Below are 15,184 nucleotides of genomic sequence, written 5' to 3' on the forward strand. Positions count from 1 at the left end.
ACACCCGTGGACGAGCTGAGACTCGACGCGAACATCGTCGACTACGGCCTGGTCATCGCCTACTTCGCCGTCGTCATGCTGATCGGCTTCGCCGCCCGTCGCCGGGTGTCCGACAGCCTCGACTTCTTCCTGTCCGGCCGCTCGCTGCCCGCGTGGGTGACCGGGCTGGCGTTCATCTCGGCCAACCTGGGTGCGGTCGAGATCATCGGCATGTCGGCCAACGGCGCGCAGTACGGCATGGCCACCATGCACTACTTCTGGATCGGCGCGGTCCCGGCCATGCTGTTCCTCGGCATCGTGATGATGCCGTTCTACTACGGGTCCAAGGTCCGTAGCGTTCCCGAGTTCATGCGCCGCCGGTTCGGCACCGGCGCCCACCTGGTCAACGCGATCAGCTTCGCCGTCGCCCAGGTGCTCATCGCCGGGATCAACCTCTTCCTGCTGGCCACGATCGTCGAGGCGCTGCTGGGCTGGCCGCTGTGGATCTCCCTCGTCGTCGCGGCGGCGGTGGTGCTCAGCTACATCACCCTGGGCGGGCTGTCGGCGGCGATCTACAACGAGGTGCTGCAGTTCTTCGTCATCGTCGCGGCGCTCCTGCCGCTCACCCTCATCGGCCTGCACCGGGTCGGCGGGGTCGGCGGGCTGATCGACGAGGTCACCGCCGCCGGCGGCGAGGAGAAGCTGTCGTCCTGGCCGGCCACCGCGCTGTCGGGATTCGAGAGCCCGGTCTGGTCGGCCGTCGGGATCGTGTTCGGCCTCGGGTTCGTGCTGTCCTTCGGCTACTGGACCACGAACTTCGTCGAGGTCCAGCGCGCGATGGCCACGAAGTCGATGTCCGCCGCCCGGAGCACGCCGATCATCGGCTCGTTCCCGAAGATGTTCATCCCCTTCATCGTGGTGATCCCGGGGCTGATCGCGTCGGTCCTGGTGCCGGAGATCCAGCAGCTGGAGGCAGGGCAGGAGAGCCCGTTCACCTACAACGAGGCGCTGCTGGCGCTGATCCGCGACGTGCTGCCCAACGGGCTGCTCGGGGTGGCGATCGCCGGCCTGCTCGCCGCGTTCATGGCCGGCATGGCGGCGAACATCTCGGCGTTCAACACGGTCTTCAGCTACGACCTGTGGCAGCAGTACGTGCGCAAGGACCGCCCCGACCACTACTACCTGGTGGTGGGCCGGTGGGCGACCGTCGGGGCCACGGTGGTCGCGATCGGGACGGCGCTGATCGCGGCCGGCTACAGCAACCTGATGGACTACCTGCAGACGCTGTTCGGCTTCTTCAACGCCCCGCTGTTCGCGACCTTCATCCTCGGCATGTTCTGGAAGCGGATGACGCCGACGGCCGGCTGGGCCGGGCTGGTGTCGGGCACCCTCGCCGCAGTCACCGTGTTCGTCCTCAGCGAGACCGGCGTGTTCGACCTGCCCGGTCAGGGCGCCGCCTTCGTGGCCGCCGGCGCGGCGTTCGTGGTGGACATCCTCGTCAGCGTCGCCGTCACCCAGGTGACGCAGCCCAAGCCGGCGCACGAGCTGGCCGGCCTCGTGTACTCCGAGACGCCCAAGGAGGACCGCACCGATCCCGAGGCGCACCGCTTGCCCTGGTGGCAGTCCCCGACCAAGCTCGCCGGCATCTCGCTGGTCCTGGTCATCGCCCTCAACCTCGTCTTCCGCTGAGTCAGGAGCCGGACATGAGCAGCACCGACAACCAGTCGTCGCGCCACTCCGCCGGGGCGTTCGACGTCCGCAACGTCATCGCCGGGTTGATCGGGCTGTACGGGGTCGTCCTGGTCCTGGTCGGCCTGTTCGGCCAGTCCGCGGCCGACCGGGAGAAGACCGGCGACGTGAACGCCAACCTGTGGGCGGGGATCGCCATGGCCGTCTTCGCCCTGGCCTTCGCCCTCTGGACGTGGCTGCGCCCGGTGGTCGTCGACCCCGGCGCCGACGTGACCGGGGACGAGGACCCGGCCGCGCACTGAGCCCACCCGACCGTTCAGCGGGCGGCTCGGGAGATTGCCGCCGAGGCGTCGAGCACCGCCCCGATGACCTCGGCGCCGGGCCGGCGGCCGAGCCGTTCCACCGGGCCGGAGATGGACACTGCGCCGAGGACCGCGCCCGAGCCGTCGCGCACGGGCGCCGACAGCGAGGCCACCCCGGCCTCGCGCTCGGCGACGCTGTGCGCCCAGCCGCGGCGGCGGACGTCGAGCAGCGTCCGGGCGGTGAAGCTGGCGTTGGGCAGCAGCCGGTTCACCTCGTCGGCGGGCATGAAGGCGAGCAGGGCGTGCGCGGCCGAGCCCGCGGTCATGGGGAGGCGGGCGCCCACCGGCACCGTGTCCCGGAGCCCGCTGGTGCGCTCCGCGGCGGCCACGCACACGCGGGTCGCGCCGTCCCGGACGTAGAACTGGGCGCTCTCGCCGGTGGTGTCGCGCAGGGTGGCCAGGTGCCGGCCGGCGATCTCGCCGATGTCGGCCGTGCCGCGGCCGAGCTCCGCGAGCGCCGGGCCGGGTGCCCAGCTGCCCCCGTCGGTGCGGCGCACCAGGCGGTGACCCTCCAGCGCGACGGCCAGCCGGTGGGCGGTCGCGCGCGGCAGGCCGGTGCGCGTCACGAGCTCGGCGAGCGTCGCCGGCTCCTGTGCCACGGCGTGCAGGATCGATACCGCTTTGTCCAAGACCGCTACCGGGTTAGGCTGTCCCACACAGCAATACTTGCATCCCACAATGTGAGATCGCTACAGCGACCACCCGAGTGGGTGCCCGGTGAGAGGACGAACCGTGCCGAAGACCCTGGCCGAGAAGGTCTACGACGCCCACGTCGTGCGGAGCACCGAGGGTGAGCCCGACCTGCTCTACATCGACCTCCACCTCGTGCACGAGGTCACCAGCCCGCAGGCGTTCGACGGGCTGCGGGCCGCCGGGCGCACGGTCCGCCACCCCGAGCTCACGATGGCGACCGAGGACCACAACGTCCCCACGCTGGACATCCTGGCCCCCATCGCCGACCCGGTCAGCCGCGCCCAGGTCGAGGCGCTGCGGAAGAACGCCGCGGAGTTCGGCATCCGGCTGGCCCCGATGGGCGACCGCGACCAGGGCATCGTGCACGTCATCGGCCCGCAGCTGGGCCTCACCCAGCCGGGCATGACCATCGTCTGCGGCGACAGTCACACCTCCACCCACGGCGCCTTCGGGGCCCTGGCCTTCGGCATCGGGACCAGCGAGGTCGAGCACGTGCTGGCCACCCAGACCCTGCCGCAGTACCGGCCGAAGCAGATGTCGGTCACCGTGGAGGGCGAGCTGGCGCCCGGCGTCTCGGCGAAGGACGTCATCCTGGCCGTCATCGCGCAGATCGGCACCAACGGCGCCGCCGGTCACGTCATCGAGTACCGCGGGAGCGCGATCGAGGCGCTGTCGATGGAGGCGCGGATGACGATCTGCAACATGTCCATCGAGGCCGGCGCGAAGGCCGGTCTGATCGCCCCGGACCGCACGACCTTCGACTTCCTGCAGGGGCGCCCGCACGCCCCGCAGGGCGCCGACTGGGACGCCGCCGTCGAGTACTGGTCGACGCTGCGCACCGACGAGGGCGCGGTCTTCGACGCCGAGGTGGTCCTCGACGCCGGGACGCTCACGCCGTTCGTCACGTGGGGCACCAACCCGGGCCAGGGCCTGCCGATCAGCGAGCGGGTGCCCGACCCGGCGCAGATCGCCGACGAGGGCGAGCGCCACGCCGCCGAGCAGGCGCTGGCCTACATGGGCCTGACGCCGGGCACGCCGCTCACCGAGATCGAGGTCGACACCGTCTTCCTCGGCTCGTGCACCAACGGCCGGATCGAGGACCTGCGGGTCGCCGCCGACCTGCTGCGCGGCAAGCGGATCGACGCGGGCACCCGCATGCTCGTCGTCCCCGGCTCGGTCGGGGTGAAGAACCAGGCCGAGGCCGAGGGGCTGGACCGGGTGTTCGTCGAGGCGGGCGCCGAGTGGCGCGGTGCCGGCTGCTCGATGTGCCTGGGCATGAACCCCGACCAGCTCAAGCCCGGCGAGCGGTCGGCCTCGACCAGCAACCGCAACTTCCAGGGCCGCCAGGGCAAGGGCGGGCGCACCCACCTGGTCTCGCCGTCGGTGGCCGCCGCCACCGCGCTCACCGGCCGCCTGACCGCCCCCGCCGACCTGACCACCGCCTGAGCCCCGGAGCGAGCGACATGGACGCCTTCACCACGCACACCGGCACGGCCGCGCCGCTGCGCCGCAGCGCCGTCGACACCGACCAGATCATCCCGGCCGAGTACCTCAAGCGGATCACCCGCACCGGCTTCGAGGACGGGCTGTTCGTCGCCTGGCGCACCAACGAGCCCGACTTCGTGCTGAACAAGCCGGAGTACGCCGACGCCTCGATCCTGGTGGCCGGCCCCGACTTCGGCACCGGGTCCTCGCGCGAGCACGCCGTCTGGGCGCTGCTCGACGGCGGCTTCCGGGTGGTCATCTCCTCCCGGTTCGCCGACATCTTCAAGAACAACTCCACCAAGTCGGGGCTGCTCACCGTCGTGCTGCCGCAGGCCGACGTCGAGGCGCTGTGGGCCGCCGTCGAGGCAGACCCCACCACCCCGGTGACCGTCGACCTGCAGACCAAGCAGGTCACCTACGGCGACACCACGGTGCCGTTCGAGATCCAGGACTACGTGCGGTGGCGGCTGCTCGAGGGGCTCGACGACGTCGGGCTCACCGAGCGGCACCTCGACGACATCGAGGCGTTCGAGGGCCGGCGGCCGGCCTGGCTGCCCACGGCCCTCCCGGCGCTCCCGGCGCTCTGACCTGCGCCCATGGGCATAGGAAGCTCTACGTGCGTTCTCGGCCCCGGGAACGCACGGAGAGCTTCCTATGCCTGGGAGGGGGCGTCGGGGTCGGGCTCGAAGTCGCGGTAGTAGTCGGCCACCAGCGCGCCCGGCCGGCCACCGAGGGCCCACGTGCTGCCCTTGGCCGCGGGCGGGAGCAGCCCCCGGACGCCGTGGCCGTGCACGCCCAGCGCCTGTAGCACCGCGGGGATCACGCCGCCCTGGCTGCAGACGACGGTGACGCCCGGGTGCGCCCGGGGCACGAGCAGCCGATCGACCGCCGTGAGCGCGGCCTGCGGGTCGTCGGCGAAGCACGCCTCGCCGAACTCGGGCCGGTCGTGCACCCCCAGGCCCATGGTCTCCGCGAGGGGCTCGACCGTCGCGCGGCAGCGCAGCGGGGGTGCCGTCGCGATGGCCTCGGGCTCGAAGAGCGACAGCGCCTCGGCGAGCCGCCGCGCCTGCCGTCGCCCTCTCTCGTCCAGCGGGCGCTGCTCGTCCGGGCCGTCGAACTCCTGCTTGCTCCCGGCCCGGCCGTGGCGGACCAGCAGCAGCTCCACCTCGCGCGGGACGTCGGTCCGCGCCGCGTCGGTGATCACCAGCCGGTCGTGGTCGTGGGTGACCAGCGCGGCGGCGTCGTCGGGAGCGAGCCAGCGCAGCTCGTCCACCTCGTCGTTGGCGGCGAAGGAGCCCCCGACGCACCGCATGAGCCAGTAGTCCACGTGCTTGGGCACGCCGTCGACCGAGTACTGCGTCGTCGGCCCGCGGCGCCCGGCGACCACGTCGAGGCCGGTCTCCTCGACCACCTCGCGGCAGGCGGCGGCCAGCGCGTGCTCCCCGGCGTCGAGCTTGCCCTTCGGCAGGGACCAGTCGTCGTAGCGGGGCCGGTGGACGACGGCGATCTCGAGGCCGTCGTCCCCGGCCGGGCGCCACACCACGCCGCCGGCGGCGGCGATGGTGCGCGGGTCAGCCGGCGAGGCCATGGATCCGGCGCAGCAGCTCTGCCTGGTAGTCCCGTCCCTCCGACCGCACCCACTGCCCGTCGCTGCCCAGCTCCCAGGAGCGCACGCCCGGAGCCATGGCCGGGCTCAGCGACTGGTCCAGCTGGGTGCGCGCCGCCTCGTCGCAGACCCGCAGCAGCACCTCGACCCGGCGGTCCAGGTTGCGGTGCATGAGGTCGGAGCTGCCGATCCACCACTCGGGCTCACCGGCGTTCTCGAAGGAGATGACCCGCGAGTGCTCGAGGAACCGGCCGACGATCGAGCGCACCCGGATCGTCTCGGACAGCCCCGGGACACCCGGCCGCAGCGCGCAGATGCCGCGGATGAACAGCTCCACCGGCACGCCTGCCCTCGACGCCTCGTAGAGGGCGTCGATGAGCCGCTCGTCGACCAGCGAGTTCACCTTGATCCGGATCCCGGAGGGCCGGCCCTCGGCGGCGTGCCGCGCCTCCCGGCGGATCTTCTCCAGCAGCCCGTTGCGGATGCCGTGCGGCGCCACCATCAGGGTGCGGTAGTTGGTCTGCCGCGAGTACCCGGTGAGGGTGTTGAACAGGTCGGTGAGGTCGGCGCCGACCCGCGGGTCGGCGGTGAGGATGCCGAGGTCCTCGTAGATCCGGGCGGTCTTGGGGTTGTAGTTGCCCGTGCCGATGTGGCAGTAGCGGCGGATCACGCCCTGCTCCCGGCGCACCACCAGCGCGGTCTTGCAGTGGGTCTTCAGACCCACGAGGCCGTAGACGACGTGGCAGCCGGCGCGCTCCAGCGAGCGGGCCCAGGTGATGTTGGCCTCCTCGTCGAACCGCGCCTTGATCTCGACCAGGACGACGACCTGCTTGCCCGCCTCGGCCGCCTCGATCAGCGCGTTGACGATGGGCGAGTCACCGGAGGTCCGGTAGAGGGTCTGCTTGATCGCGAGCACGTTCGGGTCGGCGGCCGCCTGCTCGATGAACCGCTGCACGCTGGTGGCGAACGAGTGGTACGGGTGGTGGACCAGGACGTCGCCCTCGCGGAGGGTGGCGAACACGCTCTTGGGCGTCTCGCCCTCGGACAGCCGCGGGTGGGTGGCCGGCACGAAGGGGTCGTCCTTGAGCTCGGGCCGGTCCAGGTCGTAGAGCGCCATGAGCGCGGCCAGGTCCAGCAGCCCGGGCACGTGCACGACGTCGTCCGGCGAGACCTCCAGCTCGGACATGAGCACCTCGAGGATGCGCGGGTCCATCGGCTCGGCGACCTCCAGCCGCACCGCGGGCCCGAACCGCCGCCGGGCGAGCTCGCGCTCCAGGGCCTGCAGCAGGTCCTCGTCGCGGTCCTCCTCCACCTCGACGTCGGCGTTGCGGGTGACGCGGAAGAAGTGGTGGTCGAGAACCTCGAGCCCGGGGAACAGCTGGCCCAGGTGGGCGGCGATGAGGTCCTCGAGCGGGAGGAAGGTCGCGGTGTCGTCACCCGTGTTCACCGCCACGAAGCGCGGGACGTTGTTCGGCACCTTCAGCCGGGCGAACCGCGGCGCCCCCGTCTCGGGGTCGCGGACCGAGACGGCGAGGTTCAGCGACAGCCCGCTGATGTAGGGGAAGGGGTGCGCGGGGTCGACGGCCAGCGGGGTGAGCACCGGGAAGACCTGGTCGCGGAAGTAGTCCCGCAGCCGCCGAGCCGCGTCGTCGGCGAGGTCCTCCCAGTGGACGATGCGGATGCCGCACTCCTCCAGCCGGGGGAGGACGTCCTTGTTGAAGACGTCGGAGTGCCGCTGGACCAGCTCCTGGGTGCGGGCGGTCACCAGCTCCAGCTGCTCCCGGATGGTCAGGCCGTCGGGGGAGCGGACGGTGAGGCCGGTGCTCTGCCGCCGCTTCAGCCCGGCGATGCGCACCATGAAGAACTCGTCGAGGTTGCTGGCGAAGATGGCCAGGAACTTGACCCGCTCGAGGAGGGGCGCCGAGTCGTCCTCGGCGAGCTCGAGCACGCGGGCGTTGAAGTCCAGCCAGGACAGTTCCCGGTTCAGGAACCGGTCGGCGGGCAGGTCGGGGGTCCGGTCGCTGTCGCTGGGCACCTGGTCATCGTGCCGCACGGAGGTGAATGGCGAGAATCGGCGAGGTCGAGACCAGCTCCGCGGTGCGCCGCCCCGCCCCCAGGTCGAGGGCGGCCCGCAGGTCGTCCGGGGTGTCGACGTCCCGCAGCAGCCCGGGCCAGTCGCCGGTCAGCGGGACGGCGCCGTCGTCGAGGTGGGCACGGGCCGACCCGCGGCCGAACCGCGGCCGCAGCGCCTCGCCGTAGGCCGTCAGCAGGGTGGTGCCGGTGCCCTGCGCGTCGGCCACGAAGCAGCGCGGCCGCGCCTCCGCCGCCGCCAGGGCCGCCGCCAGCTCCGCGGGCCGCAGCGCGGGCAGGTCGGAGGAGAGCGCGGCGACGGCCGGCCCGTCGGCCTGCCGGGCGCCGTGCTCGAGCGCGGGGTTCAGCCCCCGGTCCGGCTCGTCGGCGACGGTGCGGGCGCCCAGCCCGCGCACCAGGTCCGCGGCCACCGGCTCGTCGGTGACCACCACCACCGACCCGACCCGCGGGCAGGCGACCGCCGCGGCGACGGTGTCCGCGAGCAGGGCGAGCACCAGGGCCGCGTGGTCGGCGCCGGGCCGCCCGGTGAGCGGCTGCAGCCGGGTCTTCGCGACGGCGAGCCGTTTCGCGGGGACGACGACCGACCAGAGGGGCACGGTCACAATGTGAGCACACCGGAGCGGACCGGCCGGCCGGCCGGGACCCGGTCGTCCACCGGCCGGGGCACGGGTCGATCATGGGCGGGCCCACAGGAGAGGGGAGGCGGCGCGATGACGGGAGGATCCTCCTCGCGCGGCCCGGGCGCGGCCCGCCGCGGCAGGTGGGCCACCCGCGGGCCCCTCTCCCCGGCACTGACGCTGTGCATCGCGGTCATCTACCCGGTGGCCGCGCTGCTGTTCCGCCTGCGCTACCGGCACGGCGACCGGATCCCGGTGCGCGGGCCGGTGCTGCTCGTGGTCAACCACGTCTCGGTGCTGGACCCCTTCGCCTGCGCCCGGCTGGTCTTGGACCACGGGCGCATCCCGCACTTCCTCGCCAAGGAGGCGGTGTTCCGGGGGCGGGCCGGCCGGATCCTGCGGGCGGCCGGCCAGATCCCCGTCGCCCGATACTCCTCGGCCGTACGCGGCTCTCTGGACGCGGCCGTGGCCGACCTGGCGGCCGGTGGGCTGGTGGTCATCTACCCGGAGGGCACGGTCACCCGGGACCCGGACTGGTGGCCGATGCAGGCGCGCACCGGCGCGGCCCACCTGGCGCTCCGCACCGAGACCGTCGTCCTGCCGGTCGCGCAGTGGGGCCCGCAACGGGTGCACGACTACCACTCCGCGAAGCTGCACCTGCGGCTGCGCACGCCCACCGACTACCTCGTCGGCGAGCCGATCGACCTCTGCGCCCTTCGGGCCGAGGTCCGGGCGGGCCGCCCGCTGACCACCGACCTGCTGCGGGAGACGACCGATCTGATGATGTCCAGAGTGCGCGACCAGCTGGCCGAGCTCCGCGGTGAACCGGCGCCGCCGTCGGTCCACCCCGGTCCGGCCCGCGAGCGCCGCGCCGGCGGCCCCGGGACCGCCGCGTGACCCGGGCCGCGGTGCTCGGTGCCGGTTCGTGGGGGACGACGTTCGCCAAGGTGCTGGCCGACGCCGGGAGCGACGTGGTCCTGCACGCCCGGCGTCCGGAGCTGGCCAAGGCGATCGCCGAGGACGCGGAGAACGCCGACTACCTGCCCGGCGTGCGGCTGCCCGAGCGGTTGCGCGCCACCGCCGACCCCGCCGAGGCGCTGGCCGGCGCGGACGTCGTCGTCCTGGCCGTCCCATCCCAGTCGCTGCGGGACAACCTGGGCGCCTGGCGGGCGCTGCTGCCGCCGGACGCGACGCTGCTGTCGCTGATGAAGGGCATCGAGCTCGGCAGCACCAAGCGCATGAGCGAGGTCATCTGCGAGGTGACCGGGGCCGGGCCCGAGCGGGTCGCGGCGCTGAGCGGGCCGAACCTGGCGCGCGAGATCGCCGAGGAGCAGCCCGCCGCGACGGTCATCGCCTGCTCGGACGGCGACCGCGCGGCCGTCCTGCAGGCCGCCTGCCACACCGCCTACTTCCGGCCCTACACCAACCCCGACGTGGTCGGCTGCGAGCTCGGCGGCGCGGTGAAGAACGTGATCGCGCTGGCCGCGGGCATCGCCGAGGGGCTCGGGTTCGGGGACAACACCCGCGCCTCCCTGATCACCCGCGGCCTGGCCGAGACCGCCCGCCTCGGGATGGCGCTGGGCGCGGAGCTCACCACGTTCGCCGGCCTGGCCGGCCTCGGCGACCTGGTGGCCACCTGCAGCTCTCCGCTCTCGCGCAACCGCACGTTCGGGGAGAAGCTCGGCCGCGGGATGTCCCTCGAGGAGGTCCAGCGGGGCACCCGGCAGACCGCCGAGGGTGTGAAGAGCTGTCGCTCGGTGCTCGACCTGGCCCGCGCCCACGGCATCGACGTCCCGATCACCGAGGCGGTCGTGCGGGTGTGCCACGAGGGCGAGGCGCCGGCGCAGATGGTGCGGGAGATCATGTCGCGGGAGGCGAAGCCGGAGTGAGCGCAGAGCTGGCCGGTTACGGGGACGGGACGCGGGCGGTCCGCGCGGGGGAGGACCCGGCGGTGCCGGGTGCGCCGCTGCGGCCCTCGCCGGTGTTCGCCGCGCCCTTCCACCTGGGTGACCAGCCGCCGCGGGCGGGCGGCGCGGACGCCTACGGGCGCACCGAGCACCCGACGCTGCGCGTCTTCGAGGACGCGGTGGGCGAGCTCGACGGCGGCCGCTGCCTGTCCTTCGCCACCGGGATGGCGGCGCTGACCGCGGCCGTGCTGGCCTGCGCGCGCAGCGGTGACCGCGTCGTCCTGCCGTCGGACGGCTACTACACGACCCGGCTGCTGGCGGCCGAGGAGCTCGCCCGGTTCGGCATCGACGTGCAGTACGTGGCCACGCCGGACGTCGAGCGGGTCGCCGCGGACGGCGGGCTGGCCGGCGCCCGCATGGTGCTGCTGGAGACGCCCAGCAACCCGCAGCTGGACGTCTGCGACATCGCCGCGGTCGCCGCCGCGGCGCACGCGGCCGGCGCGCTGGTCGCCGTCGACAACACCACCGCCACGCCGCTCGGCCAGCGCCCGCTCGCGCTGGGCGCGGACCTCACCGTCGGCAGCGACACCAAGGCGCTGACCGGCCACAGCGACGTCCTGCTCGGGCACGTCACCGTCACCGACGACGAGCTCTACGCGGCCGTGAAGGGTTTCCGCGACCGCACCGGCAGCACGCCCGGCCCGTTCGAGGCCTGGCTGGGGCACCGCTCGATGAGCACCCTGGACCTGCGGCTGGCCCGGCAGGCGGCCAACGCCGCGGCCGTCGCCGAGCTCCTGGCCGGCCACCGCGCCGTGTCGGACCTGCGCTGGCCGTGGCGCCCCGGCGACCCGTCGTTCGCCCTGGCCTCGCGGCAGATGCTCCGCCCGGGCGGCGTGCTGTCCGCCGAGCTCGCCGACGAGGCGGCGGTCTCCCGGTTGCTGTCGAAGAGCCGGCTGTGGGCCGCGGCGACCAGCTTCGGCGGGGTGCACAGCACCATCGACCGGCGGGCGCAGTGGGGCGGGGACGACGTGCCGGCCGGGTTCGTCCGGCTGTCCTGCGGCATCGAGGACACCGCCGACCTGGTCGCCGACCTAGCCGGCGGTCTCGATGCGCTCGGCTGATCCGCGGCGGCGGGCGCCGGACACGGTGAGCCAGATGCTCACGCCGAAGTAGTAGGCGAGGTAGACCAGGCTCACCGCGACGACCAGCCAGTGCGGGTCGGGGTACTGGACGATCAGCACCGCGCAGGCCACCAGCCAGACCGTCGCCAGCCCCAGGTTCACGCCCCGCAGCAGCTTGGTGCGCGAGGGGTAGACGTACTTGATCGGCACGAAGACCAGCACCGTCAGGACGGCGAGCGCGATGCCGACCCCGGTGGGACCGATGCCGAGGATGATCGCGTAGAAGGCGACCACGTTCCAGTAGCTGGGGAAGCCGAGGAAGTAGTGGTCCTCGGTCTTCGCGTCCACCCGGCAGAACTGGTAGCAGGACGCCAGCAGCGGCAGCGCGGCCAGGACCCAGCCCAGCGCGCCGCCGGGCAGCCGGTCGGTCGTCCAGAGCAGCACGATCGGGGCGAAGACGTAGGTCAGGTAGTCGACGATGTCGTCCATCCGGGCGCCGTCGAACCACGGGATCGTCTCCTTGACCCGCGCAGCGCGGGCCAGCATCCCGTCCGTGCCGTCGATGAACAGCGTCGCGAGGATCAGCCACAGGGCGGTCTCCACGGCGCCGTCGAAGGCCGCCAGGACGATGAGCAGGCCGAGCACCGAGCCGCTGGCGGTGTAGAGGTGCACCGCGGCGCCGGCGAGGCGCATTCCTCGGGAGTGCCCGGGCCCGTCGGTGGCGCGCACCGCTCCGGGTGCGGTCTGGTCGGCTGGGTCGTCGTGCACGGCGACGAGGCTGCCACACACCGCTTCCCCCGGCGGGCCGACGCGTGCACCGGCGTCGCCTCGGGGGTGGCGGACGGGCCTCGGTTAGGGTCCCCGCAATGAGCGGACAGGCGGGCAGGGTGCGGGTGGCGGTCGTCTTCGGCGGGCGCAGCGAGGAGCACGCGATCTCCTGCGTCTCGGCCGGCAGCGTGATGGCCGCCCTCGACCCCGCGCGGTACGAGGTGGTGCCGGTCGGCATCACCCGCGAAGGGCGCTGGGTGCTCCCCGACCCCGGTCAGCAGCTGGCGATCAGCGACGGCGTGCTGCCCGAGGTCGCCGGGGGAACGGCGGTCTCCCTGGTCGGTGACCCCGCGGCCCGCGGGCTGGCCGTGCTCGAGCCCGGGGCGGCGATCGGCCGCGCGCTCACCGAGGTCGACGTCGTCTTCCCCGTCCTGCACGGCACGTTCGGGGAGGACGGCACCGTCCAGGGGCTGCTGGAGATGACCGGCCTGCCCTACGTGGGGTCCGGCGTCTTCGCCAGCGCGGCGTCGATGGACAAGGAGTTCACGAAGAAGCTGCTGGCCGCCGCCGGCCTGCCGCAGGGCGAGCACGTCGTCCTGCGCGACGAGCACGGTGCCGTGTGCGCCGACGCCGCCGTCCTGGACGACGCGGCCCGCGAGCGGCTCGGGCTGCCGGTCTTCGTCAAGCCGGCGCGGGCCGGCTCCAGCATCGGGATCACGAAGGTCACCGACTGGGCGCAGTTCCCGGCGGCGGTGGCCACCGCCGCCGCCGTCGACCCCAAGGTGATCGTCGAGGCGGCGATCCCCGGGCGGGAGATCGAGTGCGGCGTCCTCGCGGCCCGCGGATCGGGGCTGCCGGAGGCCAGCCTGCCGGCCGAGATCCGGCTGCGGTCCGGCGTCGACTGGTACGACTTCGCCGCCAAGTACCTGGACGACGCCGCCGAGTTCGACATCCCGGCCGACCTCTCGCCGGAGCGGATCGCCGCCGTGCAGGACGCCGCCCGGCGCGCCTACCTGGCGCTGGACTGCCGGGGCCTGGCCCGCGTCGACTTCTTCCTCGGTGCCGGCCCCGACGGCGCGGACCGGCTGGTGATCAACGAGGTGAACACCATGCCGGGGTTCACCCCGATCTCGATGTTCGCCCGCATGTGGGCCGCGACCGGGGTGGAGTTCGCCGAGCTGGTCGACCGGCTGGTCACCGGCGCCCTCGCCGACCGCGCCCGGCCGGGCCGGTGATCCCGGGGCGGCCGGTCCTCCGCGACCTGCGCCCCGCCCCGCCCCGGCCCGCGCGCGTGCTGCTGGGCGCCGCGCTCGTCGCCGCAGCGGTGGTCACCGGCTGCGGCCGGTCGGTCGACGGCGTGCCGACCGCCGCGCCGCCGTCGGGCCGCCCCTCGACGCCCGCGGAGCTCGAGCGGCTGGTCGTCGAGGAGGTGCCCTCCGGGCTGCCCCGGGTGCCCGACGACGAGCTGGACCCGCCGGCCGGCGAGAAGCGGCTCGAGGACGTCGCCGGCTACGCCCCGGACCCGGCGAGGGAGCTGGAGGTGCTCGAGAGCTACGGCTACCGGTTCGGCTGGGAGCGCTTCTGGGGCCGGGAGACCGGCCCGATGACCGGTGTCTTCGTCGACCAGTTCGAGCAGCGGGCCGGCGCCGGCGCCTACGCCGAGGCGCTCGCCCGGAACGACGCGGAGCTGTACGCGGGCGTCCTCAGCGACGATCCGCCCGAGCTGCCCGCGAACTGCCGGCTGCTCACCGTGGAGGCGCCGGTCCCGGAGGCGGGGCTGGTCGACCCGGCCGCGTTCGCCTGGTGCTGGCACGGCGTCTTCAGCGTCTCGGTGACGGCGATGGCCGGGACGACCGACGACGCCCTCCAGGAGGTCGGCGCGGTGCTCGAGCGGCAGCTGGCGCTGCTCCCGCCGGCGTGAGCGCTCCGGGGAGGGCGGTGCCGGCGGCGAGGGGCTCAGGGGCCCGGCTGCGGCTCCTGGTAGGGCAGCGCCTCGGCCAGGGGGACGGTGAGCGCGGTGACCGGTGCGCTGTCGACCCCCTTGGGCAGGCGGACCTCGACGTAGACCGGCCGGTCGACGGCGGTCCAGACCGTGCTCTCCGGATCGCTGGTGTCCACGTACCACTGCACGCCGTTGATCTGGATCGCCGACGTGCCGACCTGCCAGCCGGCGGGCCGGTCGACCCCGCAGGTGAGCACGACGGGCGGCTCGCCCCACGCGTAGACGTAGGGGGAATCGGAGTCCACCCGGCGGGACGGGTCCCCGGCGAGCTCGAGCGGCAGGTTGGCCATGAGCGCCGGGCAGGCGGCATCGGCCTCCGGAGTGACCGGTGGGGTGTCCAGCGGCAGCACCGGGAGGTCCTCCGGGCGGACGGGTTCGCCGCTGTCGACCTCGGCCGGTCCGGCGCCGCCGGCCGTCGCGTCGTCCCCGGCGTCGTCGCCGCGAACGTTGACCAGCACCACCAGGGCGATCACCACGGGCAGGGTGATCGCCGCGACCAGCACCGCGACCCGGCGCACCGGGTCGACGGGTGCCTCGCTCAGATGTTGACGACGGGGCACGTCAGCGTGCGGGTGATCCCGTCGACGGACTGGACGCGCGCCACCACCAGGCGCCCGAGCTCGTCGACGGTGTCGGCCTCGGCGCGGACGATGACGTCGTACGGCCCGGTGACGTCCTCGGCCCTGGTCACCCCGCTGATCTCGCTGATCGTCGAGGCGACCTGGGCGGCCTTGCCGACTTCGGTCTGGATGAGGATGTAGGCGTGGACCACGGGAGATCCTTCCTCCGGCAACAGTGCCGAGACGTCGTCCCCGCCGGCTGGCGGACTCGTCGGCAACCTACCGCAGCAACTGGAGTGCACCC

The 15,184-nt window shown here is 73.7% G+C and carries 16 protein-coding genes; 9 read left to right on the forward strand and 7 right to left on the reverse strand.

All coding sequences use genetic code 11. From position 1 onward, the window contains the following. Positions 1 to 6: 6 nt before the first annotated feature. Positions 7 to 1,668, forward strand: coding sequence for a sodium:solute symporter family protein (locus BD833_RS16895; protein WP_166534308.1), 1,662 nt, complete (start codon positions 7 to 9; stop codon positions 1,666 to 1,668). Positions 1,669 to 1,682: 14 nt separating this feature from the next. Continuing rightward, entirely contained in the window at positions 1,683 to 1,970 is a 288-nt protein-coding gene (locus tag BD833_RS16900) for a hypothetical protein (protein WP_166534309.1), read from the forward strand. A gap of 14 nt (positions 1,971 to 1,984) precedes the next feature. Here BD833_RS16900 and BD833_RS16905 read toward each other — a convergent pair whose 3' ends face one another. Continuing rightward, on the reverse strand, positions 1,985 to 2,707 hold the full coding sequence (locus BD833_RS16905; RefSeq protein WP_481748699.1) for an IclR family transcriptional regulator: 723 nt from the start codon (positions 2,705 to 2,707) through the stop codon (positions 1,985 to 1,987). Positions 2,708 to 2,762: 55 nt separating this feature from the next. Between BD833_RS16905 and leuC the strand changes: the two genes are divergently transcribed. Then, on the forward strand, positions 2,763 to 4,169 hold the full coding sequence (leuC, locus tag BD833_RS16910) for a 3-isopropylmalate dehydratase large subunit (RefSeq protein WP_166534311.1): 1,407 nt from the start codon (positions 2,763 to 2,765) through the stop codon (positions 4,167 to 4,169). Positions 4,170 to 4,186: 17 nt separating this feature from the next. Continuing rightward, positions 4,187 to 4,795: a 3-isopropylmalate dehydratase small subunit gene (gene leuD / locus BD833_RS16915; RefSeq protein ID WP_166534312.1), complete on the forward strand. Its 609-nt coding sequence runs from the start codon at positions 4,187 to 4,189 to the stop codon at positions 4,793 to 4,795. 65 nt (positions 4,796 to 4,860) lie between these two features. On the opposite strand, the gene BD833_RS16920 is transcribed toward leuD, so the two are convergent. From BD833_RS16920 to cofC, 3 genes are read right to left on the reverse strand one after another with little or no spacing between them, the layout of a single operon-like run. Next, the gene (locus BD833_RS16920; protein WP_166534313.1) at positions 4,861 to 5,796 is read right to left on the reverse strand and encodes an NUDIX hydrolase; all 936 of its coding nucleotides are present in this window, start codon (positions 5,794 to 5,796) and stop codon (positions 4,861 to 4,863) included. After that, positions 5,780 to 7,849, reverse strand: a complete 2,070-nt coding sequence (locus BD833_RS16925; protein ID WP_243737738.1) for an RNA degradosome polyphosphate kinase — start codon at positions 7,847 to 7,849, stop codon at positions 5,780 to 5,782. The genes BD833_RS16920 and BD833_RS16925 overlap by 17 nt, the downstream gene beginning before the upstream one ends. A 4-nt stretch (positions 7,850 to 7,853) precedes the next feature. Further along, a complete protein-coding gene (gene cofC, locus BD833_RS16930) occupies positions 7,854 to 8,501 on the reverse strand; it encodes a 2-phospho-L-lactate guanylyltransferase (RefSeq protein ID WP_166534315.1) in 648 nt (215 codons plus the stop codon). Positions 8,502 to 8,615: 114 nt separating this feature from the next. Here cofC and BD833_RS16935 point away from each other — a divergent pair, with 114 nt between their 5' ends. From BD833_RS16935 to BD833_RS16945, 3 genes are read left to right on the forward strand one after another with little or no spacing between them, the layout of a single operon-like run. Next, positions 8,616 to 9,419, forward strand: a complete 804-nt coding sequence (locus BD833_RS16935) for a lysophospholipid acyltransferase family protein (protein WP_166534316.1) — start codon at positions 8,616 to 8,618, stop codon at positions 9,417 to 9,419. Next, positions 9,416 to 10,411: an NAD(P)H-dependent glycerol-3-phosphate dehydrogenase gene (locus tag BD833_RS16940; RefSeq protein ID WP_166534317.1), complete on the forward strand. Its 996-nt coding sequence runs from the start codon at positions 9,416 to 9,418 to the stop codon at positions 10,409 to 10,411. The genes BD833_RS16935 and BD833_RS16940 overlap by 4 nt, the downstream gene beginning before the upstream one ends. Next, the gene (locus tag BD833_RS16945; RefSeq protein ID WP_208092726.1) at positions 10,408 to 11,550 is read left to right on the forward strand and encodes a cystathionine gamma-lyase; all 1,143 of its coding nucleotides are present in this window, start codon (positions 10,408 to 10,410) and stop codon (positions 11,548 to 11,550) included. Before BD833_RS16940 ends, BD833_RS16945 begins: the two co-directional genes overlap by 4 nt. Here the strand turns inward: BD833_RS16945 and BD833_RS16950 are convergent. After that, positions 11,521 to 12,318 carry a CDP-alcohol phosphatidyltransferase family protein gene (locus BD833_RS16950; RefSeq protein ID WP_243737739.1) on the reverse strand — a complete coding sequence of 266 codons (798 nt, stop codon included), beginning with the start codon at positions 12,316 to 12,318 and terminating at the stop codon, positions 11,521 to 11,523. The genes BD833_RS16945 and BD833_RS16950 overlap by 30 nt on opposite strands. Before the next feature lie 98 nt (positions 12,319 to 12,416). On the opposite strand from BD833_RS16950, the gene BD833_RS16955 reads away from it, so the two are divergent. After that, positions 12,417 to 13,553 (forward strand): D-alanine--D-alanine ligase family protein, encoded by a 1,137-nt coding sequence (locus BD833_RS16955; protein WP_166534318.1) that lies wholly within the window; start codon positions 12,417 to 12,419, stop codon positions 13,551 to 13,553. Continuing rightward, on the forward strand, positions 13,550 to 14,239 hold the full coding sequence (locus BD833_RS16960; RefSeq protein WP_243737740.1) for a hypothetical protein: 690 nt from the start codon (positions 13,550 to 13,552) through the stop codon (positions 14,237 to 14,239). The genes BD833_RS16955 and BD833_RS16960 overlap by 4 nt, the downstream gene beginning before the upstream one ends. Positions 14,240 to 14,274: 35 nt before the next feature. Here BD833_RS16960 and BD833_RS16965 read toward each other — a convergent pair whose 3' ends face one another. Beyond that, a complete protein-coding gene (locus BD833_RS16965; protein ID WP_243737741.1) occupies positions 14,275 to 14,880 on the reverse strand; it encodes a DUF3515 domain-containing protein in 606 nt (201 codons plus the stop codon). Next, positions 14,859 to 15,092, reverse strand: a complete 234-nt coding sequence (locus BD833_RS16970; protein WP_166534319.1) for an Lrp/AsnC ligand binding domain-containing protein — start codon at positions 15,090 to 15,092, stop codon at positions 14,859 to 14,861. Before BD833_RS16970 ends, BD833_RS16965 begins: the two co-directional genes overlap by 22 nt. Positions 15,093 to 15,184 lie beyond the last annotated feature (92 nt).

This window comes from Blastococcus xanthinilyticus (assembly GCF_008124835.1).
In the GTDB taxonomy this organism is placed as follows: Bacteria; Actinomycetota; Actinomycetes; order Mycobacteriales; family Geodermatophilaceae; genus Blastococcus; species Blastococcus xanthinilyticus.